General features: G+C 57.7%; 28 protein-coding genes and 1 pseudogene. 13 read left to right on the top strand and 16 right to left on the bottom strand.

The window, feature by feature from the left end:
- Window positions 1-137 precede the first annotated feature (137 nt).
- Entirely contained in the window at window positions 138-488 is a 351-nt protein-coding gene (locus AC3B5Q_RS10575; protein WP_021782094.1) for a response regulator, read from the top strand.
- A 69-nt stretch (window positions 489-557) separates the two neighbouring features.
- Here the strand turns inward: AC3B5Q_RS10575 and cobF are convergent, their stop codons facing one another.
- A complete protein-coding gene (gene cobF, locus AC3B5Q_RS10570; RefSeq protein ID WP_021782095.1) occupies window positions 558-1,310 on the bottom strand; it encodes a precorrin-6A synthase (deacetylating) in 753 nt (250 codons plus the stop codon).
- A gap of 108 nt (window positions 1,311-1,418) precedes the next feature.
- Between cobF and AC3B5Q_RS10565 the strand changes: the two genes are divergently transcribed.
- Window positions 1,419-3,020, top strand: coding sequence for a metallophosphoesterase (locus AC3B5Q_RS10565; protein ID WP_279934843.1), 1,602 nt, complete (start codon window positions 1,419-1,421; stop codon window positions 3,018-3,020).
- A gap of 124 nt (window positions 3,021-3,144) precedes the next feature.
- On the opposite strand, the gene AC3B5Q_RS10560 is transcribed toward AC3B5Q_RS10565, so the two are convergent.
- A complete protein-coding gene (locus AC3B5Q_RS10560; RefSeq protein WP_103469795.1) occupies window positions 3,145-4,434 on the bottom strand; it encodes an OprD family porin in 1,290 nt (429 codons plus the stop codon).
- A gap of 361 nt (window positions 4,435-4,795) precedes the next feature.
- Here AC3B5Q_RS10560 and AC3B5Q_RS10555 point away from each other — a divergent pair, with 361 nt between their 5' ends.
- The 3 genes from AC3B5Q_RS10555 to AC3B5Q_RS10545 all read left to right on the top strand — a co-directional run bounded on the left by AC3B5Q_RS10555 (window position 4,796) and on the right by AC3B5Q_RS10545 (window position 6,247).
- Window positions 4,796-5,155: a histone-like nucleoid-structuring protein, MvaT/MvaU family gene (locus tag AC3B5Q_RS10555; protein ID WP_021782098.1), complete on the top strand. Its 360-nt coding sequence runs from the start codon at window positions 4,796-4,798 to the stop codon at window positions 5,153-5,155.
- Between the two features lie 224 nt (window positions 5,156-5,379).
- Entirely contained in the window at window positions 5,380-5,907 is a 528-nt protein-coding gene (gene gloA, locus AC3B5Q_RS10550; protein ID WP_021782099.1) for a lactoylglutathione lyase, read from the top strand.
- A 97-nt stretch (window positions 5,908-6,004) separates the two neighbouring features.
- Entirely contained in the window at window positions 6,005-6,247 is a 243-nt protein-coding gene (locus AC3B5Q_RS10545) for a hypothetical protein (RefSeq protein ID WP_021782100.1), read from the top strand.
- Between the two features lie 54 nt (window positions 6,248-6,301).
- Here the strand turns inward: AC3B5Q_RS10545 and AC3B5Q_RS10540 are convergent, their stop codons facing one another.
- Window positions 6,302-7,123 carry a shikimate 5-dehydrogenase gene (locus AC3B5Q_RS10540; RefSeq protein WP_176682411.1) on the bottom strand — a complete coding sequence of 274 codons (822 nt, stop codon included), beginning with the start codon at window positions 7,121-7,123 and terminating at the stop codon, window positions 6,302-6,304.
- A gap of 234 nt (window positions 7,124-7,357) precedes the next feature.
- On the opposite strand from AC3B5Q_RS10540, the gene AC3B5Q_RS10535 reads away from it, so the two are divergent.
- Window positions 7,358-7,540 (top strand): hypothetical protein, encoded by a 183-nt coding sequence (locus AC3B5Q_RS10535; RefSeq protein WP_021782102.1) that lies wholly within the window; start codon window positions 7,358-7,360, stop codon window positions 7,538-7,540.
- 68 nt (window positions 7,541-7,608) lie between these two features.
- Here the strand turns inward: AC3B5Q_RS10535 and AC3B5Q_RS10530 are convergent, their stop codons facing one another.
- Window positions 7,609-7,947 (bottom strand): hypothetical protein, encoded by a 339-nt coding sequence (locus tag AC3B5Q_RS10530; RefSeq protein ID WP_021782103.1) that lies wholly within the window; start codon window positions 7,945-7,947, stop codon window positions 7,609-7,611.
- Between the two features lie 164 nt (window positions 7,948-8,111).
- Here AC3B5Q_RS10530 and AC3B5Q_RS10525 point away from each other — a divergent pair, with 164 nt between their 5' ends.
- The gene (locus AC3B5Q_RS10525; RefSeq protein WP_021782104.1) at window positions 8,112-8,936 is read left to right on the top strand and encodes a S24 family peptidase; all 825 of its coding nucleotides are present in this window, start codon (window positions 8,112-8,114) and stop codon (window positions 8,934-8,936) included.
- A gap of 38 nt (window positions 8,937-8,974) precedes the next feature.
- Here AC3B5Q_RS10525 and AC3B5Q_RS10520 read toward each other — a convergent pair whose 3' ends face one another.
- Entirely contained in the window at window positions 8,975-9,298 is a 324-nt protein-coding gene (locus AC3B5Q_RS10520) for a DUF1654 domain-containing protein (RefSeq protein ID WP_021782105.1), read from the bottom strand.
- A 233-nt stretch (window positions 9,299-9,531) separates the two neighbouring features.
- Here AC3B5Q_RS10520 and AC3B5Q_RS10515 point away from each other — a divergent pair, with 233 nt between their 5' ends.
- On the top strand, window positions 9,532-10,206 hold the full coding sequence (locus tag AC3B5Q_RS10515; RefSeq protein ID WP_488393079.1) for a polysaccharide lyase family 7 protein: 675 nt from the start codon (window positions 9,532-9,534) through the stop codon (window positions 10,204-10,206).
- Window positions 10,207-10,750: 544 nt separating this feature from the next.
- Here AC3B5Q_RS10515 and AC3B5Q_RS10510 read toward each other — a convergent pair.
- On the bottom strand, window positions 10,751-11,116 hold the full coding sequence (locus tag AC3B5Q_RS10510) for an SMI1/KNR4 family protein (RefSeq protein ID WP_021782107.1): 366 nt from the start codon (window positions 11,114-11,116) through the stop codon (window positions 10,751-10,753).
- Window positions 11,117-11,295: 179 nt separating this feature from the next.
- Between AC3B5Q_RS10510 and AC3B5Q_RS10505 the strand changes: the two genes are divergently transcribed.
- Window positions 11,296-12,051 carry a bestrophin-like domain gene (locus AC3B5Q_RS10505; RefSeq protein WP_021782109.1) on the top strand — a complete coding sequence of 252 codons (756 nt, stop codon included), beginning with the start codon at window positions 11,296-11,298 and terminating at the stop codon, window positions 12,049-12,051.
- Window positions 12,052-12,167: 116 nt separating this feature from the next.
- Here the strand turns inward: AC3B5Q_RS10505 and AC3B5Q_RS10500 are convergent, their stop codons facing one another.
- The 8 genes from AC3B5Q_RS10500 to AC3B5Q_RS10465 all read right to left on the bottom strand — a co-directional run bounded on the left by AC3B5Q_RS10500 (window position 12,168) and on the right by AC3B5Q_RS10465 (window position 18,422).
- Window positions 12,168-12,785, bottom strand: coding sequence for an MliC family protein (locus tag AC3B5Q_RS10500; protein ID WP_488393078.1), 618 nt, complete (start codon window positions 12,783-12,785; stop codon window positions 12,168-12,170).
- On the bottom strand, window positions 12,718-14,274 hold the full coding sequence (tnpC, locus tag AC3B5Q_RS10495) for an IS66 family transposase (protein ID WP_247957659.1): 1,557 nt from the start codon (window positions 14,272-14,274) through the stop codon (window positions 12,718-12,720). Before tnpC ends, AC3B5Q_RS10500 begins: the two co-directional genes overlap by 68 nt.
- Before the next feature lie 18 nt (window positions 14,275-14,292).
- Entirely contained in the window at window positions 14,293-14,652 is a 360-nt protein-coding gene (tnpB, locus tag AC3B5Q_RS10490; protein WP_019437365.1) for an IS66 family insertion sequence element accessory protein TnpB, read from the bottom strand.
- A gap of 570 nt (window positions 14,653-15,222) precedes the next feature.
- Window positions 15,223-15,819: a hypothetical protein gene (locus AC3B5Q_RS10485; RefSeq protein WP_488393077.1), complete on the bottom strand. Its 597-nt coding sequence runs from the start codon at window positions 15,817-15,819 to the stop codon at window positions 15,223-15,225.
- 248 nt (window positions 15,820-16,067) lie between these two features.
- Window positions 16,068-16,541, bottom strand: a complete 474-nt coding sequence (locus AC3B5Q_RS10480) for an OsmC family protein (RefSeq protein WP_103444215.1) — start codon at window positions 16,539-16,541, stop codon at window positions 16,068-16,070.
- Window positions 16,542-16,792: 251 nt separating this feature from the next.
- Window positions 16,793-17,242: a carboxymuconolactone decarboxylase family protein gene (locus AC3B5Q_RS10475; RefSeq protein ID WP_028697704.1), complete on the bottom strand. Its 450-nt coding sequence runs from the start codon at window positions 17,240-17,242 to the stop codon at window positions 16,793-16,795.
- Window positions 17,239-17,910, bottom strand: a complete 672-nt coding sequence (locus tag AC3B5Q_RS10470; RefSeq protein ID WP_488393076.1) for an FMN-dependent NADH-azoreductase — start codon at window positions 17,908-17,910, stop codon at window positions 17,239-17,241. Before AC3B5Q_RS10470 ends, AC3B5Q_RS10475 begins: the two co-directional genes overlap by 4 nt.
- Window positions 17,911-17,939: 29 nt before the next feature.
- Window positions 17,940-18,422, bottom strand: coding sequence for a GNAT family N-acetyltransferase (locus AC3B5Q_RS10465; protein ID WP_488393075.1), 483 nt, complete (start codon window positions 18,420-18,422; stop codon window positions 17,940-17,942).
- Between the two features lie 91 nt (window positions 18,423-18,513).
- Here AC3B5Q_RS10465 and pdxR point away from each other — a divergent pair, with 91 nt between their 5' ends.
- On the top strand, window positions 18,514-19,947 hold the full coding sequence (pdxR, locus tag AC3B5Q_RS10460; protein ID WP_021784219.1) for a MocR-like pyridoxine biosynthesis transcription factor PdxR: 1,434 nt from the start codon (window positions 18,514-18,516) through the stop codon (window positions 19,945-19,947).
- Here pdxR and AC3B5Q_RS10455 read toward each other — a convergent pair.
- The gene (locus AC3B5Q_RS10455; RefSeq protein WP_021784220.1) at window positions 19,940-20,419 is read right to left on the bottom strand and encodes a carboxymuconolactone decarboxylase family protein; all 480 of its coding nucleotides are present in this window, start codon (window positions 20,417-20,419) and stop codon (window positions 19,940-19,942) included. The two genes, pdxR and AC3B5Q_RS10455, sit on opposite strands and share 8 nt — an antisense overlap.
- Before the next feature lie 581 nt (window positions 20,420-21,000).
- Here AC3B5Q_RS10455 and AC3B5Q_RS10450 point away from each other — a divergent pair.
- Together AC3B5Q_RS10450 and pbpG are read left to right on the top strand one after the other, a co-directional pair.
- Window positions 21,001-21,120: pseudogene (locus AC3B5Q_RS10450) on the top strand (IS256 family transposase); the annotation flags it as partial.
- Window positions 21,121-21,509: 389 nt separating this feature from the next.
- Window positions 21,510-22,436 (top strand): D-alanyl-D-alanine endopeptidase, encoded by a 927-nt coding sequence (gene pbpG / locus AC3B5Q_RS10440; protein WP_021784223.1) that lies wholly within the window; start codon window positions 21,510-21,512, stop codon window positions 22,434-22,436.
- A gap of 165 nt (window positions 22,437-22,601) precedes the next feature.
- Here the strand turns inward: pbpG and AC3B5Q_RS10435 are convergent, their stop codons facing one another.
- A complete protein-coding gene (locus tag AC3B5Q_RS10435; protein WP_021784224.1) occupies window positions 22,602-23,048 on the bottom strand; it encodes a hypothetical protein in 447 nt (148 codons plus the stop codon).
- Window positions 23,049-23,221: 173 nt separating this feature from the next.
- On the opposite strand from AC3B5Q_RS10435, the gene AC3B5Q_RS10430 reads away from it, so the two are divergent.
- Window positions 23,222-24,556, top strand: a complete 1,335-nt coding sequence (locus tag AC3B5Q_RS10430) for a lysine N(6)-hydroxylase/L-ornithine N(5)-oxygenase family protein (RefSeq protein ID WP_021784225.1) — start codon at window positions 23,222-23,224, stop codon at window positions 24,554-24,556.
- Window positions 24,557-24,637: the final 81 nt, after the last annotated feature.

Genomic DNA, 24,637 nt, shown 5'->3' with positions numbered 1-24,637 from the left:
TGGCAGGGCATTAAGCCAGTATTTGAAGGTTGCGTTCGGCAATCGTTCCATCTATTTGCATGGAGCGGTATCCTCGGGAACTTCTGATGCCGCGCGGTGCACAGATTAAAGACACTCATTTGTACAGGATTTGAACCATGCACCTTCTGGTAGTCGAAGACGACGACATCGTACGCATGCTGATGGTCGAAGTGCTCGACGAGTTGGGCTACAAGGTCATCGAGGCAGAAGACGCCACAGCCGCCCTGCGTGTACTTGAAGACCCCAGCCAGGCGCTGGCACTGATGATGACCGATGTGGGGCTGCCGGACATGCGAGGTGAGGAGCTGGCGGGAAAAGCGCGCGAACTGCGGCCACTATTACCGGTGTTGTTCGCCAGCGGCTACGCCGACAGCTTCAATGTACCGGAGGGCATGCACCTGATCGGCAAACCTTTCAGCATCGACAAGTTGCGGGACACGGTAGTAGGTATTCTGGGTAACCCTTGAGCACGGCGTCGCCTGTTTCGCCTGCAGGAGCGGACTTGCCCGCGAAGAGGCCGGCACAGGCGACCCACCTCACAGCGCTCTGCGCAGCAGATAGGTATCCATGATCCACCCCTTGCGCGCCCGCTCTCGCGCACGCACTTCCAATATCTGTGCCTTCACCGCCTGCAACGGCCCGGCAATCAGCACTTCATCCTCCGTCCCCAGGTACGCACCCCAATAGATGTTCAACGCCGGGTCATCGAGCCCGGCAAAAGCGCACTGCCCGTCGAGCATCACCACCACATTGTCGATTGGCCCCTGCCCAGCCAGGCGCCGCCCCGGCAGCACAGTCAGGGGCTCGCCGATGCGGTTGAGCGGTACCTGGTGCCGCGCCGCCAGCGCCTGCACACTGCTGATGCCAGGGATGACCTGCAAACGCAGCGTCACGCCGCGCTCGCGGACCAGGTCGAGGATACGCAGGGTGCTGTCGTACAGGGTGGGCTCGCCCCACAGCAGGAAGGCGCCAATATCATCAGGGGCCATTTCTTCGCCGATCAGCCGGGCATAAAGCGCTGCACGCTGACGGTGCCAATCATGCACAGCCCCCACATAGTCCTCGGCCTGAGCCTCGCGACGTGGGTCATCCACCTGCACCAAGCGATATCCGCCTTCGGGTCGGTACCGCTCAAGGATCACCTTGCGCAAGCGCACCAGTTCATCCGTTTCCGGGCCCTTGGCAAGGACGAAGAACAGCGTGGCGCGTCGCAGCGCCTCCACCGCCTCGTAGGTAACCTGGCGTGGATCGCCTGGCCCAATGCCTATCAACAGTATGTTGGCATTCATTTATCTACCTTATACCTTGTACATCAGCAACTGGTGGACCTGATAGTATTTCAAAACAAAGGAAAACCATACGCTCGGGGACCTTGTCTGAAATGCAGGTTCCCGGTAATGCACCTTACAACACACACGATACGCGCTGCCCTGATTGTGGCCGGCCTGTCGACGGCCGCATGCGCTTCGCTTGCTCCACCGAAAGCATTGAACGTATTAAGCCCTCAAGATTCTATTCAACGCTTCGTCATACGCGCGGACACCCAATACCCTCGTGGGCCAAACTCCTCCGACGAACCGGTACTGTCGAAACAGTTAATGACAGAACAAGATAACGCTATCAACCACTGGCGAAATGCCTCAGGCGGTACCATCCCTGTTTTTCTGAATGGTGACGTGACGGAGTTCGGCCACGGCAGCGAATGGGGCGTGATGTTCCAACACCTGGCGACGGTGCCCGGCACTTACTGGAGTTTGGGAAACCACGATTATCAGAACAATGTTGGCAAGTGCGCCAACAACGGCTGCGCACGAGACTCCATCCAGCACCTTGAGGCCGCGGTGAGAGGATGGCAGGTTGACGCATTCCACATAACAGATGAAGACCGGCCTGACTACAGACGCTGGACCGGAAGCTACGGTTACAGCAAAACCATTGGCAGCATCATGTTCATCCAGCTTAACGACCACTATAACTACACCAACAGTTTTTCCAGCAACAGCAGCCCACTTCACCCCAGAGAGGTCCGTTTCGAAATTACCTCTTCACTCGCCTGGCTTGAGCAGCAGATGGAGGTGGCAAACAAAAATGGCAAATATATTGTCATCAACATGCATCGCTCGCCCGGGGATGCCACATTCGGATCGGCAGCCGACAGGAATCGGTTTTACAACCTGGTCAAACAATACCGGGTCCTGAGTATCTTCCATGGCCACCACCACAACGTCGGAGTCAAGCAACCCATTGGCGACACGCCAGTATATGACGCTGGGGCAAGCTTCCGGCGAGGGTTCCTCACGGCCGAGCTGGACGAGGGGCGAGGCCGTTTGGTTGTCAATGTCGTCACCAACAACGACACCGATAACGCCACGCCGACCACGATTCCCTTGCACCTGCTCCCGCCCCCGCCGACATTCAAATTCAGTACCCAGCCAGGCGGTAATGCAATCAGCGGACTGCTTATGTACGAAAACAGGCCGCGGGACGTTCGCCTACCGTTCGTGGAAATCTCCTTGAATGGCCAACCCTTCACTCGCCACAACCTGTCCAATAACGCCACACCGCTTTATGATCTGCGCCCTGACACACGGTACGAGTACACCATCAAGATATATCAAAGCGAAGGCCAGGCACCTGATCGCGAGGACAAAGGAACATTTACAACGCCTGCTCTTGAAAAAGCCCCTACTGATTTGTGCGTAGAGAACATCAACGGAATCTCAGGCACCATGACGTTAAAATGGAAGGACCCAAATCCTAACTTCCGGATCCCTTATTACATTCAGGTGGAAGCGACCGAACCCGACAAGCCGTTGTGGGTCGTACGAAGCGTGGCAGACGACAACCGCAGTACTACACAGACAATCTTCTTCGGCCTCTATGGTCGAGACCCCTTTGCGATGAACTATAACGTCTATTACTGGAGCTCGAGCGAGGGGCACAGCCCCTTGGCACAACTGGCAGGCAAGGATATTTTCAAGTCGGGCTGCCGGTATTAAAAACTGCGCCACATGGCAAAGTACCACTGCGCAGGATACAGGCTTGGGCACTTCTTCACACGACGAGGTGTCCTCACCTGCATTCCCGCGCGCCAGCAGTATTGAATGCGTTGCCCTGGGATGTCTAGAACAGCGAGAAATTGTAACTTACAATGACCCGCGTCTCATCCATGTCACGCGCCCACTTTTCATAGTTACTGCGGTAGGTGGAGTTACGCAGGCGTACGCTGACATCCTTGAAAGTGCCACTTTGCACCTGGTACTTGAACTCGGTGTCGCGTTCCCACTCCTTGCCTTCGGCACGGCTGCCCGGCACCTTGATATTGTCGCCGTTGATGTAACGGGTGAAGAAGGTCAGGCCGGGCACACCCAGCGCCTTGAAGTCGTAGTCGTAGCGTACTTGCCAGGAGCGCTCCTGGGCAGCGGCGAAATCATTGACCTGGGCGTAGTTGACCAGATACGGGTTGCTGCCATCCAGGTACGGCATGGCGCTATTGCCATACATGCGTTGCCAGCCGGCGCTGATCTTGTGGCCACCGACGCTGTAGCCAAACATGCCGCTGAAGGCGCGATGGTCGATTTCGCCCGCACGGGCATTGCCGATGTCATCACTTTTGATCAGCCGTAAGTCAGCCGACAGGCTGCCCACCGCCAGCGGTTGACTGGCCACCAGCCCGAGAAAGTGCTGGCGATAGATGTTCTCCAGCCTGGCCACTTGGTACTGAGCGCTGAAACGCTCGTTGAAGCGATAGTCGACACCGGCCAGGTCGAAGTGGTCGGCTTCGGTACCGCAAGCATAACGCTTGTTCTTGCAATGCACGCGGATGTCCTGGCGGTCGGTGGAATCCCGAGCCGTGTATTTGTCCAGGCGAGCCAGGGTGAACTTCAGGTCGTGCAGTTCTTCGGAGGTGAGCATGGCACCCTGGAACAGGGTCGGGAGCAGACGGCCATCGTTGTACTTGAGCAACGGCACATCCGGCATCATTGAGCCGTACTTCAGCACAGTACTGGAGACCTTGACCTTGGCCGCCAGGCCCATCTTCGCATACTGGTCGGCCGAGTGCCGGGGATCGTGACCGGACGAGGGCAGTAACCCACTGTTACTGTCGGCCGGGCTGGAATCCAGTTTGAAGCCGAACATGCCCAGCGCATCCACACCGAAACCTACCGGGCCTTGCGTATAACCCGATTGCACATTGAGGATGAAGCCTTGTGCCCACTCTTCGCGCTTGGATGCGCCCTGGCTGGAACTGCTGTAACCGTCCCGGAAGTCCCGGTTGAAATAGACATTGCGTGCTTCGATCCTGGCACTGCTGTCTTCAAGAAACCCGGCAGCCTGGGCGTTGACACCGGCACACAATAGAAACAGGCCGGTAACACGGCGCCCGGGAGCGAGGGGGAAAGGGGAAAACATGCGAGGAAACATCCAGAATGAAGACGAGTTAACAACCTGTGGCACAGGCTGGCCACGGCACTGCGGCAGGTCCGAACATGGGTCGGCCATCATCTGAAATGATCGCGCAAAGGCTCTGGTGCGGGCCATTGGACCATGGTCTAGGCATCCGGTCGCGCAACCGCAGAAAAACTGAAAAATATCGCCCGCAAAACTGGGAAAGTTCCCGGATTACTTACAAAAAGTTAGCAGTTTACCCAGTAGCCATGAATGACTACACTCGATATCAGCGAACAGTGGAACCCACCTGCGTGGCCGGCGTTTTTACTCTTCTTCAATGTTCGTCACGCCCTGCCACGACTGACGTACAGGAGTGATTACAGTGTCCAGACTTGCAGAGTTTCGTGCTGCCGAAAAAGCGCTCCAGGAACAGATGGCGCAACTGGAAGCGTTGAAAAAGGATGCCGGCCTCAAACGCGAAATCGAATTCGAGCAGAAACTAGTCGGCCTGATGAAAAGCTATGACAAGAGCCTGCGCGATATCATCGCCATCCTCGACCCGAAAGCTGTGGCCCGCACTTCCAGCACACCGCCCAAGCAACAACGCCGCCCGCGGGTGGTCAAGGTCTATCAGAACCCGCACACTGGCGAGCGAATCGAGACCAAAGGCGGCAACCACCGCGGCCTCAAAGCCTGGAAAGAACAGTATGGGGCCGCCACAGTAGAAAGCTGGGTACGCTGATGAAATGTGCACACAGGCTTCACACTTTTTTCACAAGGACTGGCTCAGTATCGAAACAGCTAAAGGATTAGCGACCCCATCACGCGCCCGCACATGCGGGCCTCTAATTTCAGCGCCCTGCCTTTGCAGGGCGCTTTCATTTGCGCAATCGTCGCACTGCCGTATCATGGCCAGCCTGTCTGTTTTGCCGGCGCCTTGCGCCCGGCCCCGTCTCAGGAGTTCCCATGAGCCTGCACGATCTGCAAACCCTGCCTGGCGTCACCGCACAACCTGACGCCGCCACCGCCCAGTTCGTCTTCAACCACACCATGCTGCGGGTCAAGGACATCGAGAAGTCGCTGGACTTCTACACCCGCGTGCTGGGCTTCCGCCTGGTGGACAAGCGTGACTTCCCTGAAGCCGCTTTCAGCCTGTACTTCCTGGCCCTGGTCGACCCGGCACAGATCCCCGCTGATGACAACGCCCGCCACCAGTGGATGAAGTCGATCCCCGGCGTGCTGGAGCTGACCCACAACCATGGCACCGAAAACGATGCCGAGTTCGCCTACCACAATGGCAACACCGATCCACGCGGCTTTGGCCATATCTGCATTTCGGTACCCGACGTACGCGCCGCTTGCGCGCGCTTCGAGGAACTGGAAGTACCGTTCCAGAAACGCCTGCAAGACGGGCGCATGAACCACCTGGCCTTCGTCAAGGACCCGGACGGTTACTGGGTCGAAGTAATCCAGCCAACCGAGCTCAAAGGCTGAGCGTTCGTCGCGGCGCGTTCGTCGGGCCGGGAACTCCCGGCCTCTTGCTGTGGTATACGAAGGTAACTGCTTCACATGCCACAGCGAGGTAAGGACGATGCAATCTCTTCACTGTGAATACCGCGAGCACACCATCACCGCCAGCGTGATGCCCCACCCCGACTCACCCCTGCCCTATGCCGCCGGCTGCCTGATCACGGCCCCTGATGGGCACACCAGCAAGCGCATGTCGATGCCAATGCAGTTCTTCTCCGACCTTGAGAATGCGCAGCATGTGTCACTGGCCCACGGCCGTGCACTGGTCGACAAGCAGCTCGATGGCGGGAACAAGGTGTTCTGACCCTGGATTCGCCAGCCCCCTTCGCAGTTGAAACCGTGAAGGGGGCGGGGGCAACTAGATAGCGCGCGCGTACGCCACAGCCGCATCCACCTGCTCCTGCGATGGCCTTACCCCGGTGTACAACACGAACTGTTCCAGCGCCTGCAACGCTATGACCTCCAGCCCAGTGATCACCGGCTTGCCCAACGCCTGAGCCCGACGAATCAGCGGCGTCTGCGCCGGCATCGCCACCACATCGAACACCCGCTCCGCCGCCGCGATGGCGTGCTCGGGAAACGCCAGCTCATCTGCCTCCTGCCCGCCTGCCATACCGATCGGCGTCACGTTTACCAGCATCGGCGGGCAGATATCGCCAGGCTCAGGCATCCAGCGATAACCACAGACATCCGCCAACTGACGCCCGGCCTGCTCGTTGCGTGCAACGATAATGCCTTCGGCAAAGCCGGCATCGCGCAAGGCGCTGGCCACGGCCTTGGCCATGCCCCCGCTGCCTCGCAGGGCAAACGCAGTGCCCGGATCGACCTGGTGCTGCACCAGCAATTGGCGCACGGCCAGGTAATCGGTGTTGTAAGCCTTCAGGTGGCCATTGCAGTTGACAAGGGTATTGACCGACTCAATGGCCGCCGCCGAGGGATCGATTTCATCGACCAAAGCCATGCAGGCTTCCTTGTAGGGCATCGACACCCCACAGCCGCGAATACCCAAAGCGCGGATCCCTGCCACCGCCGCCGGCAGGTCATCGGTGCGCATGGCCTTGTAGTAGAAGTCCAGGCCCAGCTGCTGGTACAGGTGGTTGTGAAAGCGCACACCGAAGGTCCCCGGGCGACCGGCCAGAGAGATGCAAAGCACGGTGTCCCGGCTTGGAGTTGTCGGCATAACAGGCTCCTTAGTCATGACTGAAACGTTTATCCAGCGTAACAGAGTCAGCCACTGGTCGCCCCTGACACAACCTTTACCGCTTCACTGTGCTCGGTTGACAAACAACGGAGTCAAAGTAACAAGGCCGGACGTGGTAACGGTTGATAGAACCAATGATCACTATCGAGGAAGTTAATTTCAAACAGCCCCGGCTGCTGCGTATGGTGAAGCCATGTTTCACAGGAGGTCCCCATGGCCACTATCCAGATCATGTCCGTTGTCGGTAGCGCCGTTCCCGCCTCACTGCGTGAGCAGGGCCTGCTGGCGTGCTGGTACCTGGTTCGCAACGGTGAAGCCGTCAGCGGCCCGATGCCGACGCTCGCCTCAGCCCGGGCACTGGCCGAACAGTTGCAGCCAGGCACCTTGGCTGCCTGACCCGAATTTGTTGTGCGTTGCTCCCTAAGCCCTGTTGCCCGCCAAACTGGCGGGCTTTTTTTTGTTCTTCACGGATTGCCGGGGTTGCCACCTCGTGTTCGGCCGCTACTGCCCAGCTGACTGGTCAGCACCATGACCTTGCCCTGCAGCCGGCCCACGGTCATCACCAGCTCGTTTCGTTCCTTGGTCAGCAGATCAGCTTTTGCCTGCGCCTCTCTTCGGGCGTCCCGTTCGATATCCAGGAGTTCTGTCAGACGACGGATGACTGCAATCTCGGCATTGTCCATCGCACGGTCGACTGCATCGCGGGACAACCACTTGCGCAGCCAAAGAAACGCACCTAGCAGTACAGTCCCCGTACCGCCCAACCAAGTGACGGTGCCCGGGCCGAGGTCGGTCGGATCCATGTGAACCTCATTACAGATGATGGTGTGATCAGCCCTGGAGAAAAATGTCTCGATAGCTTTCCTTGTTCGCGCGTTTAATTTAGCCTACAGCTAACATTACTACAAGAGCAGATTTAGCCGTGCGCACATTTAGCAGCAAGCTAAACACTGGCATGCTTCACCCCATGGACATTTACCAAATTCGCAAGCACAACCTGGTGAAACTGATCGGCAGCCAGAGAAAGGGCACCTGCGCAGAGCGCTGGGGGATGGCGCCTGCACACCTGAGCCAGATTCTTTCCGACAAGACCGTGAAAAACCTGGGCGATGACGTGGCCCGCCGCATCGAGGGCATCGAAGGCTTGCCACGGGGCTGGTTCGACGCACTGTCACCAGGCGAACACGTGCAAGCGGCAGTCGAGTCAGGTGATAACAGGCTCTCCGCAGCCGACCTGGTCAAGCAGATGCTTGCCCGAAGCGGCAAAGGGATTTCTGAAGAAACCCGGCAAAGGCTGCTGGCAGCTGCGCAAGAGCCTGCAGATGCCACGCTGCTGAAAGCCGAGCCGCTTCGCCCCGGCCTGGTCGGTGACGAAGTGTGGATTGCCCACTATGACGTGCGGGCTGCCATGGGCGGCGGCCAGATACCCCACGACTACCCTGAGATGTTCAAGGACGTTCGCGTCAGCCCCAGCCACCTGCGCGAGCTGGGCGTAGAGTTCAGCGAGCACTATCACCTGAAGATGGTGACCGGCTGGGGTCAGTCGATGGAGCCAACCATCAGGCACCGCGACCCGCTGATCGTCGATGTCAGCATCCGAGAGTTCGTCGGCGATGGCATCTACTTCTTTTCCTGGGGCGACCACATCTACATCAAGCGGTTACAGATCGCGGACGAGGACCACTTCGAAATGATCTCCGACAACTCGCGGCACAAAGATCGCATGATTCGTCGGGAAGAGACCTACATACAGGCCAGGGTCCTCCTGGTGTGGAATGCCCACCTGGTATAAACCGAAGCCCGCCCTGACCGGCGGGCTTTTGCTGAAGTTCAGAAAGGAGCCGCCTCCTCGACCTGCACCTCGCAGTCGCGCTCGACGACAAAATCATCACGCTCTTCCACGCTGCTGCGCGCCCATCGCACCGTCACGCTAGCGTCATCATTAAACGTCAGCTGCAACTCGGGCGTTTCCCGCAACTGGCCCATCACCTCCTCCCATTCCGCTTCACCGTCGTTATCCAGGCGGTGCACCACTACCCAACGCTGCGTCTGCGCGAGCGGGTGGTTGATCATTGACGATACCCGCAGGCTAAGCCGCTCTATTCCAGTCATTTCCTGGCGCTGTTGAGGTTCCGACTGCATGTGCCTAGACATATTCTTATCCTGATAGCTGTATATTCGTACAGTGCTCAGCGAAAGCTTATCTCACCGCCAAATACAGCGTAAAGCCCCACCGCTAAAAATTTCGCCAATAGGTAACATACCCCCAAAGCGAAATTATTTTAGCCCAAAGCTATTGATTTGATTTTAGCCGTGGGCTAACTTTGTGTTCAGCAGCCATTTGCACGGCTGCTCTACCACTCAAACCCTTTCGCCAGGAGTTCCCCATGGCCGTAGATATCAGCAACCTCACCATTGCCACACCGGTAGCCGTCTCCTCAACCAATCCCGTTGCTCTGGAGCTAAACGGTGCTGAAGCGATTGCCCGCTTTCCCAGCATCGTGACGGTGCTCAGCGATGGCTCGATCCAGTTCTCAGCCCCCACCAAAGGTGCTTCGAGCAAAAGCACCCACAGGACACGCTGCGAATGGACAGAAACGCATGACTGGACGCTGGCCAGCGCCCAGAATCACTGGAATCGCCAGACCATGACGCTGACCAAGGTCAACTCCGCGCAGAAGGTGGTCATTGCCCAGATGCACGTACGCGGGGATGACGGCCCGCCGGTAAAGGTGTTCTGGAACAAGGGCAACATCACCCTGGGGTTTCGGCGAACCTTCAACCAGACCGACCCGGTGAATTCCACAGTCCTGAAGGGGGTGCCACTGGGTGCGACGTTCCACATCAGCCTTCACACCACGTCTGAAGGCGTGGTAACCGTGACGGCCGAATGCAACGGGGTAACCGCCTCGTCGGGCAATTTGCAGCTCGACAGCACCTGGGCTTCACACCTGTTCGAGTTCCACGGCGGGGTCTACAACCAGTTCGATTACACCGACGCAACACCCGTCGAGGACGGCTCAATCTGCATCATCAGCGAGCTCTCGCTCATCCACCGCTGAACGTCGATGCCCGGCCCTGCTATCACAAGCGCCTCATGGCGTCGCATGAATGCAAAAACCCAGCGCGGGGCTGGGCTTCAATCAGTTGGGCTGAACAGTACTTCTGCCAGCCTTTACACACTGTACTGGCAGTTACTCCAGTGGGCGCTTGTGACAACTATAGCGCTCGGCGTTGGATGCCCGCGATGGGTCCGGCGGGCCTGGTCTCTGCCTGCCTCGAAAGGGCCGAGTCTGCGCGCAATCGTCGCGGTCCTCGGGCTGCTCCCTTTTACCTTCCGAGTCTTGACCGCCTGGTGGACCATCTGGCCTGTCTAATACGGTTCAGCCAGTTTCAGCGACTTTGGCCCAATAAAACCGAGACGCTTTCGGGCGGTTTTAGACAGCTTTACTCCCCCATCCAAGCGTTCTGCCAACCAAGATCTGTCCTGGTCGTCAGCTACATCCACCTCCCACAGTCCGCTGTCGACCCATAGCTGCCGGGGACGAAAGGCAGTGTTCGGCCAGAATCGAACATTTGGTACGGGTTGCAGATATCGTACAGACGCTACTCAAGGGCTATACAGACCTGTTTGAACCAGGCGGCAAAGGTTGGCCAACTTTCGTTTGTGCTTCCGTTGTGTGACCAGTACCGGACAACACCAGCCCGCGATATGCAGAAGTAGTCGCTGTTGTCTTCAATGAAAGGCAACCAATCTCGAGGAACGCCTTGGGCCCAGGCGGCTTCGGTAATTTCAAAGATATCCAGATGGCTGCATCCCCCCAAAATCACCGCTGGTTCAAATGCGGCGTTTGCGACATCGCTGCCACCTTTCAGGAAGCGGATGTATTCATCGGGAAAGCGAAAATTGAGCCTGCTCTCTGCGTCAGCAATTTCAGCATCCGTTGGAATACGGAAAGGATTGTCTGTCATTCGTTCAAGTCCGAGTGTTGATCACCATCGTGCGGTGGGCGATAGCTTAGTCAATCAGAGTATGTAGATGTCCGCTTTGGGTCGTTAGCGGTCACTCGCGAATGGCTGCAACCGACCCAAAGCGGTCGGCCACGGTCTATCTTTTAAGACTTGAGTCAGATTGATCGAGGCCTTGATGCATGAATTCTCTCTGGATCGCAGTGGCCATTTTTGGGTGCTTGGTTGCCGCCTCGCTTCTCATGATGCAGTGGTACCCAAAGCTGGCATCCCACCACAGAGACGAAGACACAAATACAGTGATTCGCCTGGTAGCTAACATTTTTGTGGTTATGACATCGCTGGTCTTTGGATTGATGATCAATTCTGCCAAAAATACCTTCGAGTCCATTGACGCTAACTTTCATGGGTATGCAACCAGCATGATCATATTTGATCGGACACTGCGGGGCTATGGCGAATCGGCACAAGACACCCGCAACCGACTGGTCACCTATCTTGAGCACGCTATCGAGACGCCATACCGGGGGGACGAGGCGCTGCAACATCGTAACAGCGAGGCAGCTAAATACTTGGATGACATAGGGAAATCTTTGGCTGCCATAAAGCCGCCGGACCGCTACCATGAAACTATGCTTCAGGATATTCGTCAGCAATATCATTCGCTTATCGAGCAACGCTGGAGGATCGTCGAGCAGTCAGAGGGGGCAATTCCCGGCCCACTCATTGGGATGCTGGTTGCGTGGTTGACGCTCATTTTCGCCAGTTTTGGATACCGAGCGCCACGTAATTCAATGGTGACAGGAATGTTCGTCGTTTCTTCAATGCTTATCGCGGCCTCCGTGTATCTGGTATTGGATATGGACGTACCATTTCACGGTCCTATCCAGATATCCGACGAGCCTCTGCGCAGGGCGCTCGCCGTAATGCAGCTTTAAGGAAGCAGGGCGCGCCTGTGTTCTGGATGATGTCCTCGTGGCGGACCACATCAAAGTTCGATATTGGCCGATAGCTACCCCTGGAGAATTTCTGCAATGGGTCATAGCGGCGGCTTTCAACGCGCTGTGCAGTGCATTTCCGGCTCCTGATAGCCCCACACCACGATGGCCTCGCCATGGTGCTCCCATAAACTCTCATTTTGTCCCTGGTAGCGCGCGCCGCTTGCGGTCTGTTCTAGGTACATCAGCGAACTGCGGTCACCGAACTCGACGATGGCCGTGGGCGGCTCGGTGCGGAAGAAGCGGGCAACCACTTCCTTGGCCGGGTTGCCGTCACACTGGTAGAACACCGGGCCGGTGGCCTCGACCAGCCGGTAGCGCGCCTGCAGTTCGGCGATGCGCAGGCGGTAGCTGTCGGCGATGCAGGCGGGCTGGTCCGCGCTTTTCCAGCAATCGTTGCGGCCTTTGATCCAGCCCCGTTGCTCGGTCTTGAGCACCGGCGGATGTTCATTGCCGGCCTTCTGCTGCGCGGCTGTGTAGACCTCGGCCATTTTCCGGTCCAGTGCCGAGAGCGGCTCGCTCTGGCAGATCTGTTGTTCGATGCTGCCGGCCTCGACCTGAGAGTGCGATCCATGAACCCCACCTTCTAAAAGATAGGGCCTCAGCTTACCGTGGTATCTCTGGCGAGCAGTTCCATGGCAGCAAGGCTTCGTAGTCTGAGACCGACGACGCATACGGCAGGCGCTCAAGTACGTGGCGCAGCCACGTATAGGGCTCCTGGCCGTTGACCTTGGCGGTCTCGACCAAGCTGTATATCTGCGCACTTGCCGTGGCGCCCTTGGGCGTGTCACTGAACAGCCAAGCCTTGCGCCCAATGACAAACGGTTTTATCGCACGCTCTGCCAGGTTGTTGTCGATTGGCAAATGGCCCGCTTCGACATACCGTTCCAGGCGGCTCCAGTTGTTTGCCAGGTAATGCACCGCCTTGCCCAATACGCTTTGCGGCGTCACCTGGGCGTACGTCTTGTCCAGCCAGCTTTTCAGCTGACCGAGGATCGGTAAGCTTCTTTCCTGGCGACCGATGAACCGCTGTTCGTCGCTGACCTCCTTGAGGTCGCGCTCGATGTCATACAGCTTATTGATCATCGTCAGCGCCACATCGGCTCGTCCGGTCTTACCCTTGGGCTGCACCTTTTGTGCTTCGACGAACTTGCGGCGCGCGTGAACCATGCATGCCAGTCGCTCGATACCGGGCTGCAACGCCAAAGCGTTGTAACCCGCATAATCGTCGGTCATCACATAGCCGCGATAGCCTTGCAGCAGACGCAATGGTACTTCCTGCGCACGGCTGGTGGTGTAGTCGAACAGCACAACTTGTCGATCAGGCGGGCCACTGGCTTGCACCCACATCCAGGATTGGCTGGTCGGGTCTCGATCCGGTTCTTTCAACACCTGGACGCGGGTCTCATCGCAATGAATCACCGGACTTTCCAGCAGCCGATCACGCATCAGGTTCAACAGCGGCTGGAAGTATTTACTGCACTGGATCACCCAACGCGCCAGGGTTTGTCGTGGAATCTCGATGCCGTGGCGGGACAGCACACTTTCAAACCTGTGTAGCGGCAAGCCATCGACGTACTTGGTCGTCAGCAGCATGGCCAGCACGCTTGGGCTGGCCATGCTTTTTTCGATTAACTGGGCGGGCTTGTCAGCAGTGACAGGAGCAGTCTCGCAACCACGGCAGCCATAGATCTTGCGCACGTGTTTGAGTACGCGGATCTGCATCGGCACGATATCGAGCTGCTCGCTGGTTTCTTCGCCGATGACATGCTTACGGCAACCGCAGGCGCAGGTCAGTTCGTGTTCGGGCAACTCATGGATAACTTCGATACGTGGCAGATTAGCCGCCAGTGGCTTGCGCTTGCCACGGCGCTTGACCGGGACAACGACTTCTTCATCGGCATCATCGACTACAGCCAGCAGAGGGTCATTTTCCGCTTCATCGAACATGGCCAGTTGCGGCGTTTTGGGATCGACGGTTTGCTCGGACTTGCGGCCAAAGAAACGGTCACGCCATAACTTGATTTGCTCTTTCAGATCGTCAATTTGGACGATGTGGGCCTGATTGACTTCCTGCTCGCGCAAACGGGCAGCATAGCTCTCAAGCAATAATTGCTTGAGCAGGGCAGGATCGTCTGGGAGATTGTCGGGCACGGAAATCATGCCGCGGATTATACCGGGTCAGGCGACGTAGCGCGGAGTCAAAACCTGATGAGGACGGTTGCGCCAAAGGTCGAAACCGTCGAGCAGCCAATTGAGTTCTTGGACGGTCAGGACAATCGCTTCGTCGCTGGGCTCAGGCGACATTTTGAAGCGCTCGGCTTCCAGGCGCTTGAGCCAGAGGCAGAAGCCGTTGCGCTCCCAGTACAACACTTTGATCCGATTACGCGCCTTGTTGAGGAAGACGAAGAGCACGGGGTCGAACACGGCGACTTTGATATCCAGTTCTACCAAGGCAGTAAGGCCGTCGATGGACTTTCGAAAGTCCACAGGCTTGGGGTAGAGGTAGACTTTTTCGACTTTGCTGTCGGGGCGCATCATGCAGGGCTGGCTCCAGAAGGAAATCGGGAGCACAGCATCGGGCATCAGGTAAGCGCTTTGAATGTGGGGTTCATGGAGCACTTACCGACCTGAGTGCAGTTGAAGGCAGGTCCCGCAGCTTGGGTGTGCGACAGAGGCAGGGTGAGCAGCAGGGGAAGCCAGTGCTTCATGGGAACCACCATTAGCGATTCAGAATACTGGGCTCAGTCTAGCTCTGCGCTGAATGACGTGGCCGGTGGCCTAGCTTTTCGGCGGCTAATGACTGCTGTTGGCCGGAAGCTGCCCTTCATTGCAGGCAGCTAACGACCCATAGTTGCCCTTCAGGATGAGTATCTAAGCGCCCAAAGCAAGTTCGGCGGCCTATGGTTTTGGCTCCTGGGCCAGCGACGGCATTTAAAATCCCAACGCTCCTAACAAGAGTACGCCGAGCAAAGGGCCCTGAACCTGGGCGACCGCCCTGAGAAGTTAAAGTGGTTCCGTATGAGCAATACTGTGGTCGATACACGGTATCAACGCCCTCACCAGATCACGCACTTTCAGGGATAGGTGTCGTCGGCGTCCTCCCTCAACTTACGTATGTGAGCATGGGCTATAGACCTCCAGCACATCAACCATGTCATTCAAAATCAAGGTAGACGGACCAGCTGGAGCAATCGTTGTCTTCCTTACTTTTACTCCGGAAGGCCTTTGGAAGTTTATCTCCGGCCCGCTGAAGCTTTGTTGTCCATCACTGTGCAAGTAATCAAACATTCGGCTTTTGAAGCGAGTGTTGATCTCATCTCGGTCTGCTTGCAGTGGTCCCAGCATGTATGCGTCAGAGGCCGTAAAAGCAAAAAAAATGCCATTCGCAGCTCTTCCGCCCGGGACGGTTGAGCAGAGGACATCTTTGGATCTGAGAACGCGGTCCAGTACATACTGGCCATTGACAAAATGGGCCATCACCAGAGCATCCGGTGTGACGATGCCAATTCCCTTTTCAGGCTTGCACCCGGGAGCGCTGCCGTATGGATGAAGGCACCAGTTCATTCTCGAAGAGTCGATGATGGTGTTCAATTTCAAGTCTTGTTTCATCTGGTGCCTAGCCTCAGGACTCTCATACTGGTAAACGCTACCTGAACAGGCGGTGATGGTTAGTGGCATTGCTAACACAAGCAGAATGCGCAGCATGGTGATCCTTCGGTGGGTCATAAAGACCTTATGATGCCAAGCATCTGTAAAAATATGAACCATCCTGCTCGCCTGCCTCGAATCGGACCAAAAAGACCGGCAATATCCGTTTGGGTCGATGGCGGGCTGTCGCGATCGGCTACTACCGACCCATAGTGGACACTTGCCTCAATACTAGTCGCGCCCAGGGGCCGGGAATTGAGTACCGTACGATCAGATCAGAGCCGCAGCCAGTGCGCGCAAAAGATCTAGTTTCGATGCTTGACAACAGCACTGCATGTGATGGGGAAGTTGACCGAATTGGCAATAAAACACTCATGGTGAGCATCGTCATGGAGACGTTTTGCCAGATCCAGATCCGATTCGTTGCTAATGATGACCGAAGGCCTTAACTCTGCGTTCTTGAAATGGCCTTTGCGCTGGCCGTCAGCTTCAACCATCCGGCCCATCGGGTGGTCGACGTATTCCAATACGTTCACATTGTTGACTGCGCACAAATGAAGATACCAAAGCTTGTGACAAGCCGAGATCGAGGCCAGCAACATGTCTTCCGGGTTCCAGCGTTCGGGATTTCCGCGAAAGGCAGGGTCGGCGGAGCCAAGGATAGGTGCTTTGCCTGGAGCTTCCACATTGAAGTCTCTCTGGTATGCCGTGTAGCTGGCAGTACCATCACCCGTGTTGCCTATCCAATTTACGGTGACAGCATAACTGTGTTCTTTCATGCTCACTCCTGTGACGAAAGATGGCCGGAAAAACTCCGCGCTGCTTGGGCACAGTTATTGTGCACTCGCTGGGTGGTTTTCCACTAGTCCTGCATTTTCAGCGACGCATGAGAAAGTCGTGCACAAGCAACGAACCGGGAAGAGGACAGCTGCCAATTTCTGGTAGGTCGATAGCGGAAAACCGCAACTGACCGCAATCAACCCATTGCAGACATCTTGGTCAAGGCCGCTGCGCGGCCCCAACATAGCCATCACGCCTTGGCAGCAGGCCGTACACGGAAACTGACGCCCATACGGTTGAAAGCGTTCATTGCGGCAATCGCCGTTGTCAGGTCGACCAGATCCTTTTCTGCAAATACCGCCGATGCGGCTGCATATGCTTCATCAGAGACGTGAGTTTCACTTACCCGCGTGACTTCCTCAGCCCAGGCCAATGCCGAGCGCTCTTGCTCCGAGAACAGATACTGCGCCTCATGCCACACCGGTATCAGCAGCAGTTTGTCCACCGACATGCCTTCTTTGATCAAATCACGTGAATGCAGATCAATACAATGTGCGCAACCGTTGAGTTGAGAAACCCTGAGAAAAACCAGATGGATCAATGGAGCCGGCAGGTCTGTCCCAGTGGTTACGAAATGATGCAGTCCCCCGAGGGCCTTGGCGGCGCCGGGCGATGCTGCAAACCAATTGAGGCGACTCATAGGCGTTGTCCTTGCAAAGCGTTAGTGACACTGGAGAAGAAAGCCTGTACCTCACCGTATCCACGCTCTCTAGCAGCATCCAGGGACGCCTTTCCCTTGGCAGTACCTTCAACGCTGAAGTAATGCACTTGGTTGAGGCCGATGGTCGCAAGGACGGCGGTCAGGTAGGGGCGCAGAAAGTCGGGCTGTCGGGCACTCGGCCCATTGATGTAGCCACCGGAAGCAATGGCGACATAGACCGGTCGATCCACCAACGTACCGACCTTCCCTCCGCTGGTGCTCAGGAACGTCTTGCCCACGCGCACTACATGGTCAATCCAGGCCTTGAGCGGGGCGGGCACGCTGTAGTTGTGCATTGGAGTGGCAATCAGCAGTACGTCACACTCCTGCAATTGATCGATGAGTGCGTTCGAACGGTTCAGCGTCCCCTCTTGTTCTCCCGCTGAGACCGCTCGCTGATTGGCCAGAGTCTGAGCGTATGAGGCATCGACTGGAGCTAATGTGTGGAGATCGAAATCCGTCACTTCGATACCGCGTCTGCCAGCATGGAGGGCCAAGGCAAACAGAATGTGTTGGGACAGTTTGAGACTTTCCGAACTGTCACCATTGGGGCTGGCGACCAGGCGAAGAACTCTAAACGGAACAATTGGCTGCTTCTGGGAAGTCATGTAATTGCCTCAGTTTGATAAGGCGAGAGTCATGGTGCGTCGAACTGTTTTTGAAAGCGCAGCGCACTGTTATGCAGGCCTTCACGGGAGTAGAAGCGTTGGGCTCGGGCGTTGGCCAAACCGGTATCAAGCACAAGGCGGGCACAGCCACTGGCGCGCGCCAACCGCTCCAAGGCCTTCAATAACCGCGCTCCCCATTGATGACCTCGCTGGGTTTCAGCGGTTATGAGATCGTCGACATACAGAAATGTGCCGTAGACCAGATTCTCCTGGAGGCGGTAACCAGCCAGCGCCACCAGACTGCCTGAGTCGAAGGCACCAACCAGAAGATATCCCTCGTTGCGCATACGCTCGACACGACAGATGAAGTCGGCTTCGCTAGCCAGGTGAGGGCGCAATTGCTGCATCACCGGAAACGCGGCGTGCAGGTCGTGAGAGGTATCCAGAGGGCGCAGGTTGGCGTCAGCCAGATCAAGCACGCTGGGTACAAATTGGTGAGGAGTGAGTGTCATGAAAGCTAGCCTCTGCCAGTAGGTGATGGCGCTATCTTGAACTAGGATTAGCCCACTTGATTGAGCCAAGAAATGGAATATGAACTAGGCCATGACGAATTCTTCTTCGCCTCCTTTCGCGCCTCTGGATGAGCTATCCAGCTCTCCTTTGTATCGTCAGCTCTACCACCGAGTGCTGACCGCTATCGCTGCCGGCACCCTGTCTCCCGGTGATCGCTTGCCGTCCGCGCGTGCCATGTCAAAGGAATTAGGTGTTGCGCGCGGCACCGTCGAACTTGCCTATTCTTTACTGACCAGTGAGGGCTACCTACTGGCGCTCGGGCAGAGAGGCACAGTGGTCAATCCCGAGTTGCGCACGCCTGAAAGGGCGGTCAGCGCAATGCCCCCTACGCTGGAGGTTACAGACGATTCTGACTCCATACGTCGACCGCTCCAGCTTTTGCCGTTCCAGATGGGTGTGCCCGCAATGGATGCATTTCCGCGAAAGATATGGGCACGTCTCGGTGCTCGATATCTACGCGGCATGCGTCTGGGCGATCTGGATTATCCGGCGCCCCACGGTCTGCCGGCATTGCGCAGCGCCATCGCCTCGTATTTGCAGATGTCCCGAGGTATCGATTGCGGTGCCCATCAGGTATTTATCACGAGTGGTTGGCGAAACAGCCTGTCCTTCGTCGCTCAGACGTTGTTGCAGTCATGCGAGCGCGCGTGGGTGGAAGACCCGGGTTATCCCATTACGCGCCAGGTACTTCGCCAGTTCGGGATGGACTTGGAGGCAGTCCCGGTTGATGGTGATGGTATGAATGTGGAACAGGCTATCGCTACGTCCAAGCCTGCGCAGGTAGCCACGGTTACACCGGGGCATCAGAGCCCGCTGTCAATGGCCTTATCGCTGCCTCGACGGCAGCTGCTCCTGGATTGGGCGGCCCGCACCGGCGCCTGGATTGTCGAGGACGACTACGACAGCGAGTATCGCTATGTCAGTCGTCCGCTTCCGGCGCTCGCCAGTCTGGATCGCAATGGGAGGGTTCTGTATGCCGGCACATTCAGCAAGGTGCTGTTTCCCGGTATCCGCCTGGCTTACTTGGTGGTGCCCCAGGCGCAGGTAGCGGCGTTTGAACGCGTGGGTCGGACGTTATTTTCCGCCGGTTCACCATCGATTACCCAGGCCCTGGTGGCGGAGTTCATCGCAGAGGGTCATTTCACCCGCCATATCCAGCGCATGCGCCGGCTCTATAACGAACGACGAGTGATGACCATTGAAGCGCTGGAACGAAGTTTGCCGAAGCACATTCAGGTTGATCGCTCCCCAGGCGGCATGCATTTGCTGCTGCGTCTACCAGAAGAGACAAGCGACACGGCCCTGGCCGAGCAATTGTTGGCAAGGGGCATGTCGGTACAGGCATTGTCGCGCTGGTATTTATCGTCTCAACGTCATTCGGGGCTGCTGCTGAGCTTTACAAACTGCGCCACGGCTGCCCAAAGCGAGCAGCTTGGCGCTTTGATCAGCAAGATGCTCAGTTGAGGTTGGCCTTGGTCAAACCGAATGCCTCATCGGACGAACCCGGGATCGCCTGAAAGGCCACGTTCAGGCGATTCCAACCATTGATCGCGACGATCAGGAACGTCAAATCCGACAAGTCCTGTTCCGAAAAGTGTTCACGCACCTTCGCATACAAGCTTTCAGGAATGCCATGGGGTGGCAACTGGGTCAGAGCTTCGGCCCACTCCAGCGCGGCGCGCTCGACAGGCGAGAACAGCTGCGACTCACGCCAGACGGCAACGTGGTGAAGACGCAACTCGCGCTCGCCATGAATCTTGGCCTCTTTCACATGCATGTCCACGCAGAACGCACAGCCATTAAGCTGGGACGCCCGAAGCATGACGAGGTGAGCAAGCTCGGCCAGTAGCGGCTTTTTACTCAGGTGCAGGGTAAGGTCCACCAACTTGTTGGACGCCTGGGGGGACAGTTTGAAGTAATCGATACGGCTTTTCATGGGTAGTTGCTCGCAGTGGAAAGGTGTTGTCGGTGCCCACTGTAGTGATGCATGGCCCTGCCTGACAGAACCAAGATTGCGACTTCGAACTAGGCCATATTGACTCGACGGATAGTTGTCCCGTCCTGATTAGCGCTGACTTCGGAGGCCGCCCCTGGCCGTTGATTTGAATCGCCACAGGTATCCTGGACACCTCGAACGGCTGCGAAGGGTCGAATGCGGTCAGGTGCGGTTTGCGGCTATCGACCCAGGCTGTGTGAAAACGTCCGGTGCGCAGCCTGGACCCGAAGCGGACGATCATGGCGTTGGGTTCGGTGGGGCCTGGAGTTGTTCGTCATGAGGTTTTTGGCGCTTGCCAGATCGAGCGCCGCCCGCGCGGCGCATCGCGAGCTGGCGCTCGCTCCTACGTTTTTTTCGGGCCAATAACGCCTGTGCGGGAGCGCGCGACCGCCTGGTTTGTACGACGCGCTATCGAGCCATGCGCCAAGGCGTTCGCGCGCAAAATCCTCAGGAACAATTGGCCCGAAAAAAACGTAGGAGCGAGCGCCAGCTCGCGATGCGCCGCGCGGGCGGCGCTCGATCTGGTAAGCGCGATGCTGCTGGAGCAGAACGACAAATGGTGCCTGCAACGGCGTTACATGCAGTTGGAGGCCTTTGAGGCTGTCAGCGATAATCCACAGGCCAAGCTGTCGGCCGTGATCAACTACACGGCGAACTCAGCGGCCAGAACCATGATGAGTTACACCACTTCCCGGGACACGATCCTCGACGGAGTCGCCATTCACCTTCCAGCCTTCTGGCTAGTCACCACGAATCCAGCGTTCATTGCTGGGCAGCTTGGGCACTCGATGCAGGTGCTTCTCTCGACCCGCGCCAAGTGGTTGAACTCTGCCAACGATTGGGCGGAACCGGCGAAACTGGAAAAGAACGTTATGGGTACAGAAGGGGTACAGGATTAAATATCGTTCACCTTGCGCCCTTTAGTCATAAGGCATTCGACAGCAAATCAGCCATACTCCAGAATGCATCGGTTTTAAGGGGGAAAACCCTTGCACAGCCAACGACATACAAACTTTTAGTGAGCCTCAACGTGAAAACATCCCTGTCTATCCTCAGCCTGCTGCTGTTGCTCACAGGTACCGCGACCCTTCCGTCGACTGCTGCTGCACAACCCCCGGCCCAGGTTCAACGAGACCCGTCCAAACTGCATCTGGCTTCAGGCAGCGCTCTGCTGATCGACCTGAACAGCAACAAGGAGCTGTATTCAAGCCACGCGGACCGCGTAGTGCCAATCGCTTCGGTCACCAAACTGATGACGGCGATGGTGGTGCTGGATGCCAAGCTGCCCATGGATGAAATGCTCACCATGACCATCGCCAACAACCCGGAAATGAAAGGCGTGTACTCGCGCGTGCGCCTGGGCAGCCAGCTGGACCGCCGCGAAACCCTGCTGATTACCTTGATGTCGTCGGAAAACCGTGCGGCCAACAGCCTGGCCAACGCCTATCCCGGCGGCTATCCGGCGTTCATCAAGGCAATGAATGCCAAAGCCCGCAGCCTGGGCATGGCCCACACCCGCTATGTTGAGCCGACCGGCCTGTCGACGCAGAACGTCTCCACTGCCCGCGACCTGGCCAAGCTGCTGATGGCCTCGCGCAAATACCCGATGCTGAGTGAGCTGTCGACCACCCGCGAAAAGACCGTGGCCTTCCGCAAGCCCAATTACACCCTGGGCTTCCGTAACACCGACCACCTGGTGAACAAGAGCAACTGGGATATCAAGCTGACCAAGACCGGCTTCACCAACGAAGCCGGGCACTGCCTGGTACTGCTGACCCGCATGGACAACCGCCCGGTGGCCATGGTCATTCTCGATGCCTTCGGCAAGTACACCCACTTCGCCGATGCCAGCCGCATGCGTCAATGGCTGGAAACCGGTGCCGCCAAGCCGGCACCGGCAGTGGCCATGCAGTACAAGGCAGAGCGGCAGAACAAGGGGCGGTTGGCGGTCGAATAACCGCCATATCCTGGAACGTGTGGGAGCGGGTTTACCCGCGAATACGGTAGCGGCGGCAACGGTGAACGGCGGGTGGAAATTGGCCACCAGTCCCGGCCATTTCGCGGGTGAACCCGCCCCTACAGGCGACCGCGCAGGCTTTTCAAATTTTGAGCAAGATCACTGTCAGGCCGTAGCACTGACCATCCCGCCCGCACTGCTGCCGCCCTCTTGCTGCAACAACTCCAGCAACTGCGCCGTGGCCGCCATGATCTGCCCGTTGAGGGTGGCAACGCTCGCCTGCTTGGCACCAACCGCTGCCGCCTTGGAAGCCTCGTCCATCTTCCTGTCCTGCAATGCAGCCAACTGTTTCTGCTCTTCTGCCAGTTGCTTCTGCAGATCCTTGATCAGTTGACGCAGCTCGGCCACCGCCACCGACTCGCCACTGCTTTGAGTGTCGGCGGATTGCGCCTGGCTACCCGCCGACACCTTCATGCTGTCACTGCTGACGCTCACCGGCCCCGCCGCCTCACCGGCCTGTTTCGCCTGCTCGCGCTCGGTGGCTGCGTTCGCGCTAAGCGTCTGCGCTGAAACGCCATTGATCATCAGGTTGCTTGCCGTGATGCCGCTCATGTCGATTCCTTGCCTGAAAGACTGGTCCTTGCCGTAACCACCACATCGGCCGCCTCGCGCTGTTCTTTAGCCCGCTTAAATTCCCCCCCGGTTGGCTCGTTCCAACTCATGTACTTGCGCAGGGGCCGGAGCCCCGGCGGGCGTCATATTCGACCATTCAGGGAATCGCAGCCATGAGCCAGTCCTCACAGCAGGAAACCATCAAAGACATGATCGGCGTGGGCTTCGGCCCTTCCAACCTGGCCTTGGCCATCGCCCTGGAAGAACTCGCCGAATCCCGGGGCCATGCGCTCGACGCAGTGTTCATCGACAAGCAGCAAGACTACCACTGGCACGGCGAGACCTTGGCTACCCAGAGCGAGTTGCAGATCTCGTTCCTCAAGGACCTGGTGTCGCTGCGCACCCCGACCAGCCCTTACAGCTTCGTCAACTACCTGCACCAGAAGCAGCGCCTGGCCGACTTCATCAACCTCGGCACCTTTTACCCCTGCCGCCTGGAGTACAACGACTACCTGCGCTGGGCCGCTGAGCATTTCGCCTCCCAGGCGGTGTATGGGCAGGAGGTGTTGCGCATCGAACCGTATGTGCATGCAGGCCGGGCCCAACACCTGCGCGTGATCACGCGTGACAGACGAGGCCGCGAATACAGCCGCCCCACTCGCTCGGTGGTGGTGGGCAGCGGTGGCACGCCGAAAATCCCGGAAAACTTCGGTGCCTTCAAGGACGACCCACGAGTCTTCCACCACTCGCAGTACCTGAGCAGCCTGACCAAACTGCCGTGCACGGCTGGCAAACCCATGCGCATTGCCGTGATCGGCTCAGGCCAGAGCGCCGCCGAGGCGTTCATCGACCTCAACGACAGCTACCCGTCGGTCAAGGTCGACATGATTCTGCGCGGCTCGGCCCTCAAGCCCGCCGACGACAGCCCTTTCGTCAATGAGATTTTCTCGCCGGACTATACCGACCTGGTCTACAACGAACCGGCCGAACAGCGCAGCAAACTGCTGGGCGAATACCACAACACCAACTACTCGGTGGTCGACCTCAACCTGATCGAGCGCATCTACGGCATCCTCTACCGGCAGAAAGTTGCCCATCAGCACCGCCACAACGTGCTGTGTCGGCGCCAGGTGGAAGTGGTGGTGGCCACCCGCGAAGGCCTGGAACTGACCCTGAGCGACCTCGCCACCGGCCAGCAGCAAACCCACCGCTACGATGCCGTTATCCTCGCCACCGGCTACGAGCGCCGCTCGCACCGTGAATTGCTGGCGCCGCTGGCCGATTACCTGGAGGACTTCAGCGTCGACCGCAACTACCGCGTACTGGCCAGCCCGGACCTGCAAGCCTCGGTGTACCTGCAAGGCTTCTGCGAAAACAGCCACGGCCTGAGTGACACCCTGCTTTCGGTCCTGCCGGCCCGCGCTGCGGAAATTGGCCGAGCGCTGTATCAGGACTTGGAGCAGTTGCACGAAAAGCCCCAAGCAGCAGTGGCACTGACCCGCGCCTGACCCCTCTCTACAAACAGCCTTCAAGGCCGGACTGGTGCCTCGTGCGCAGTCCGGCGTTTGTGCTTTGAAACATTTGCTTTC

The sequence above is a fragment of the Pseudomonas sp. D5(2026) genome (assembly GCF_057766845.1).
This window is presented reverse-complemented; position numbering and strand designations above follow the sequence as displayed.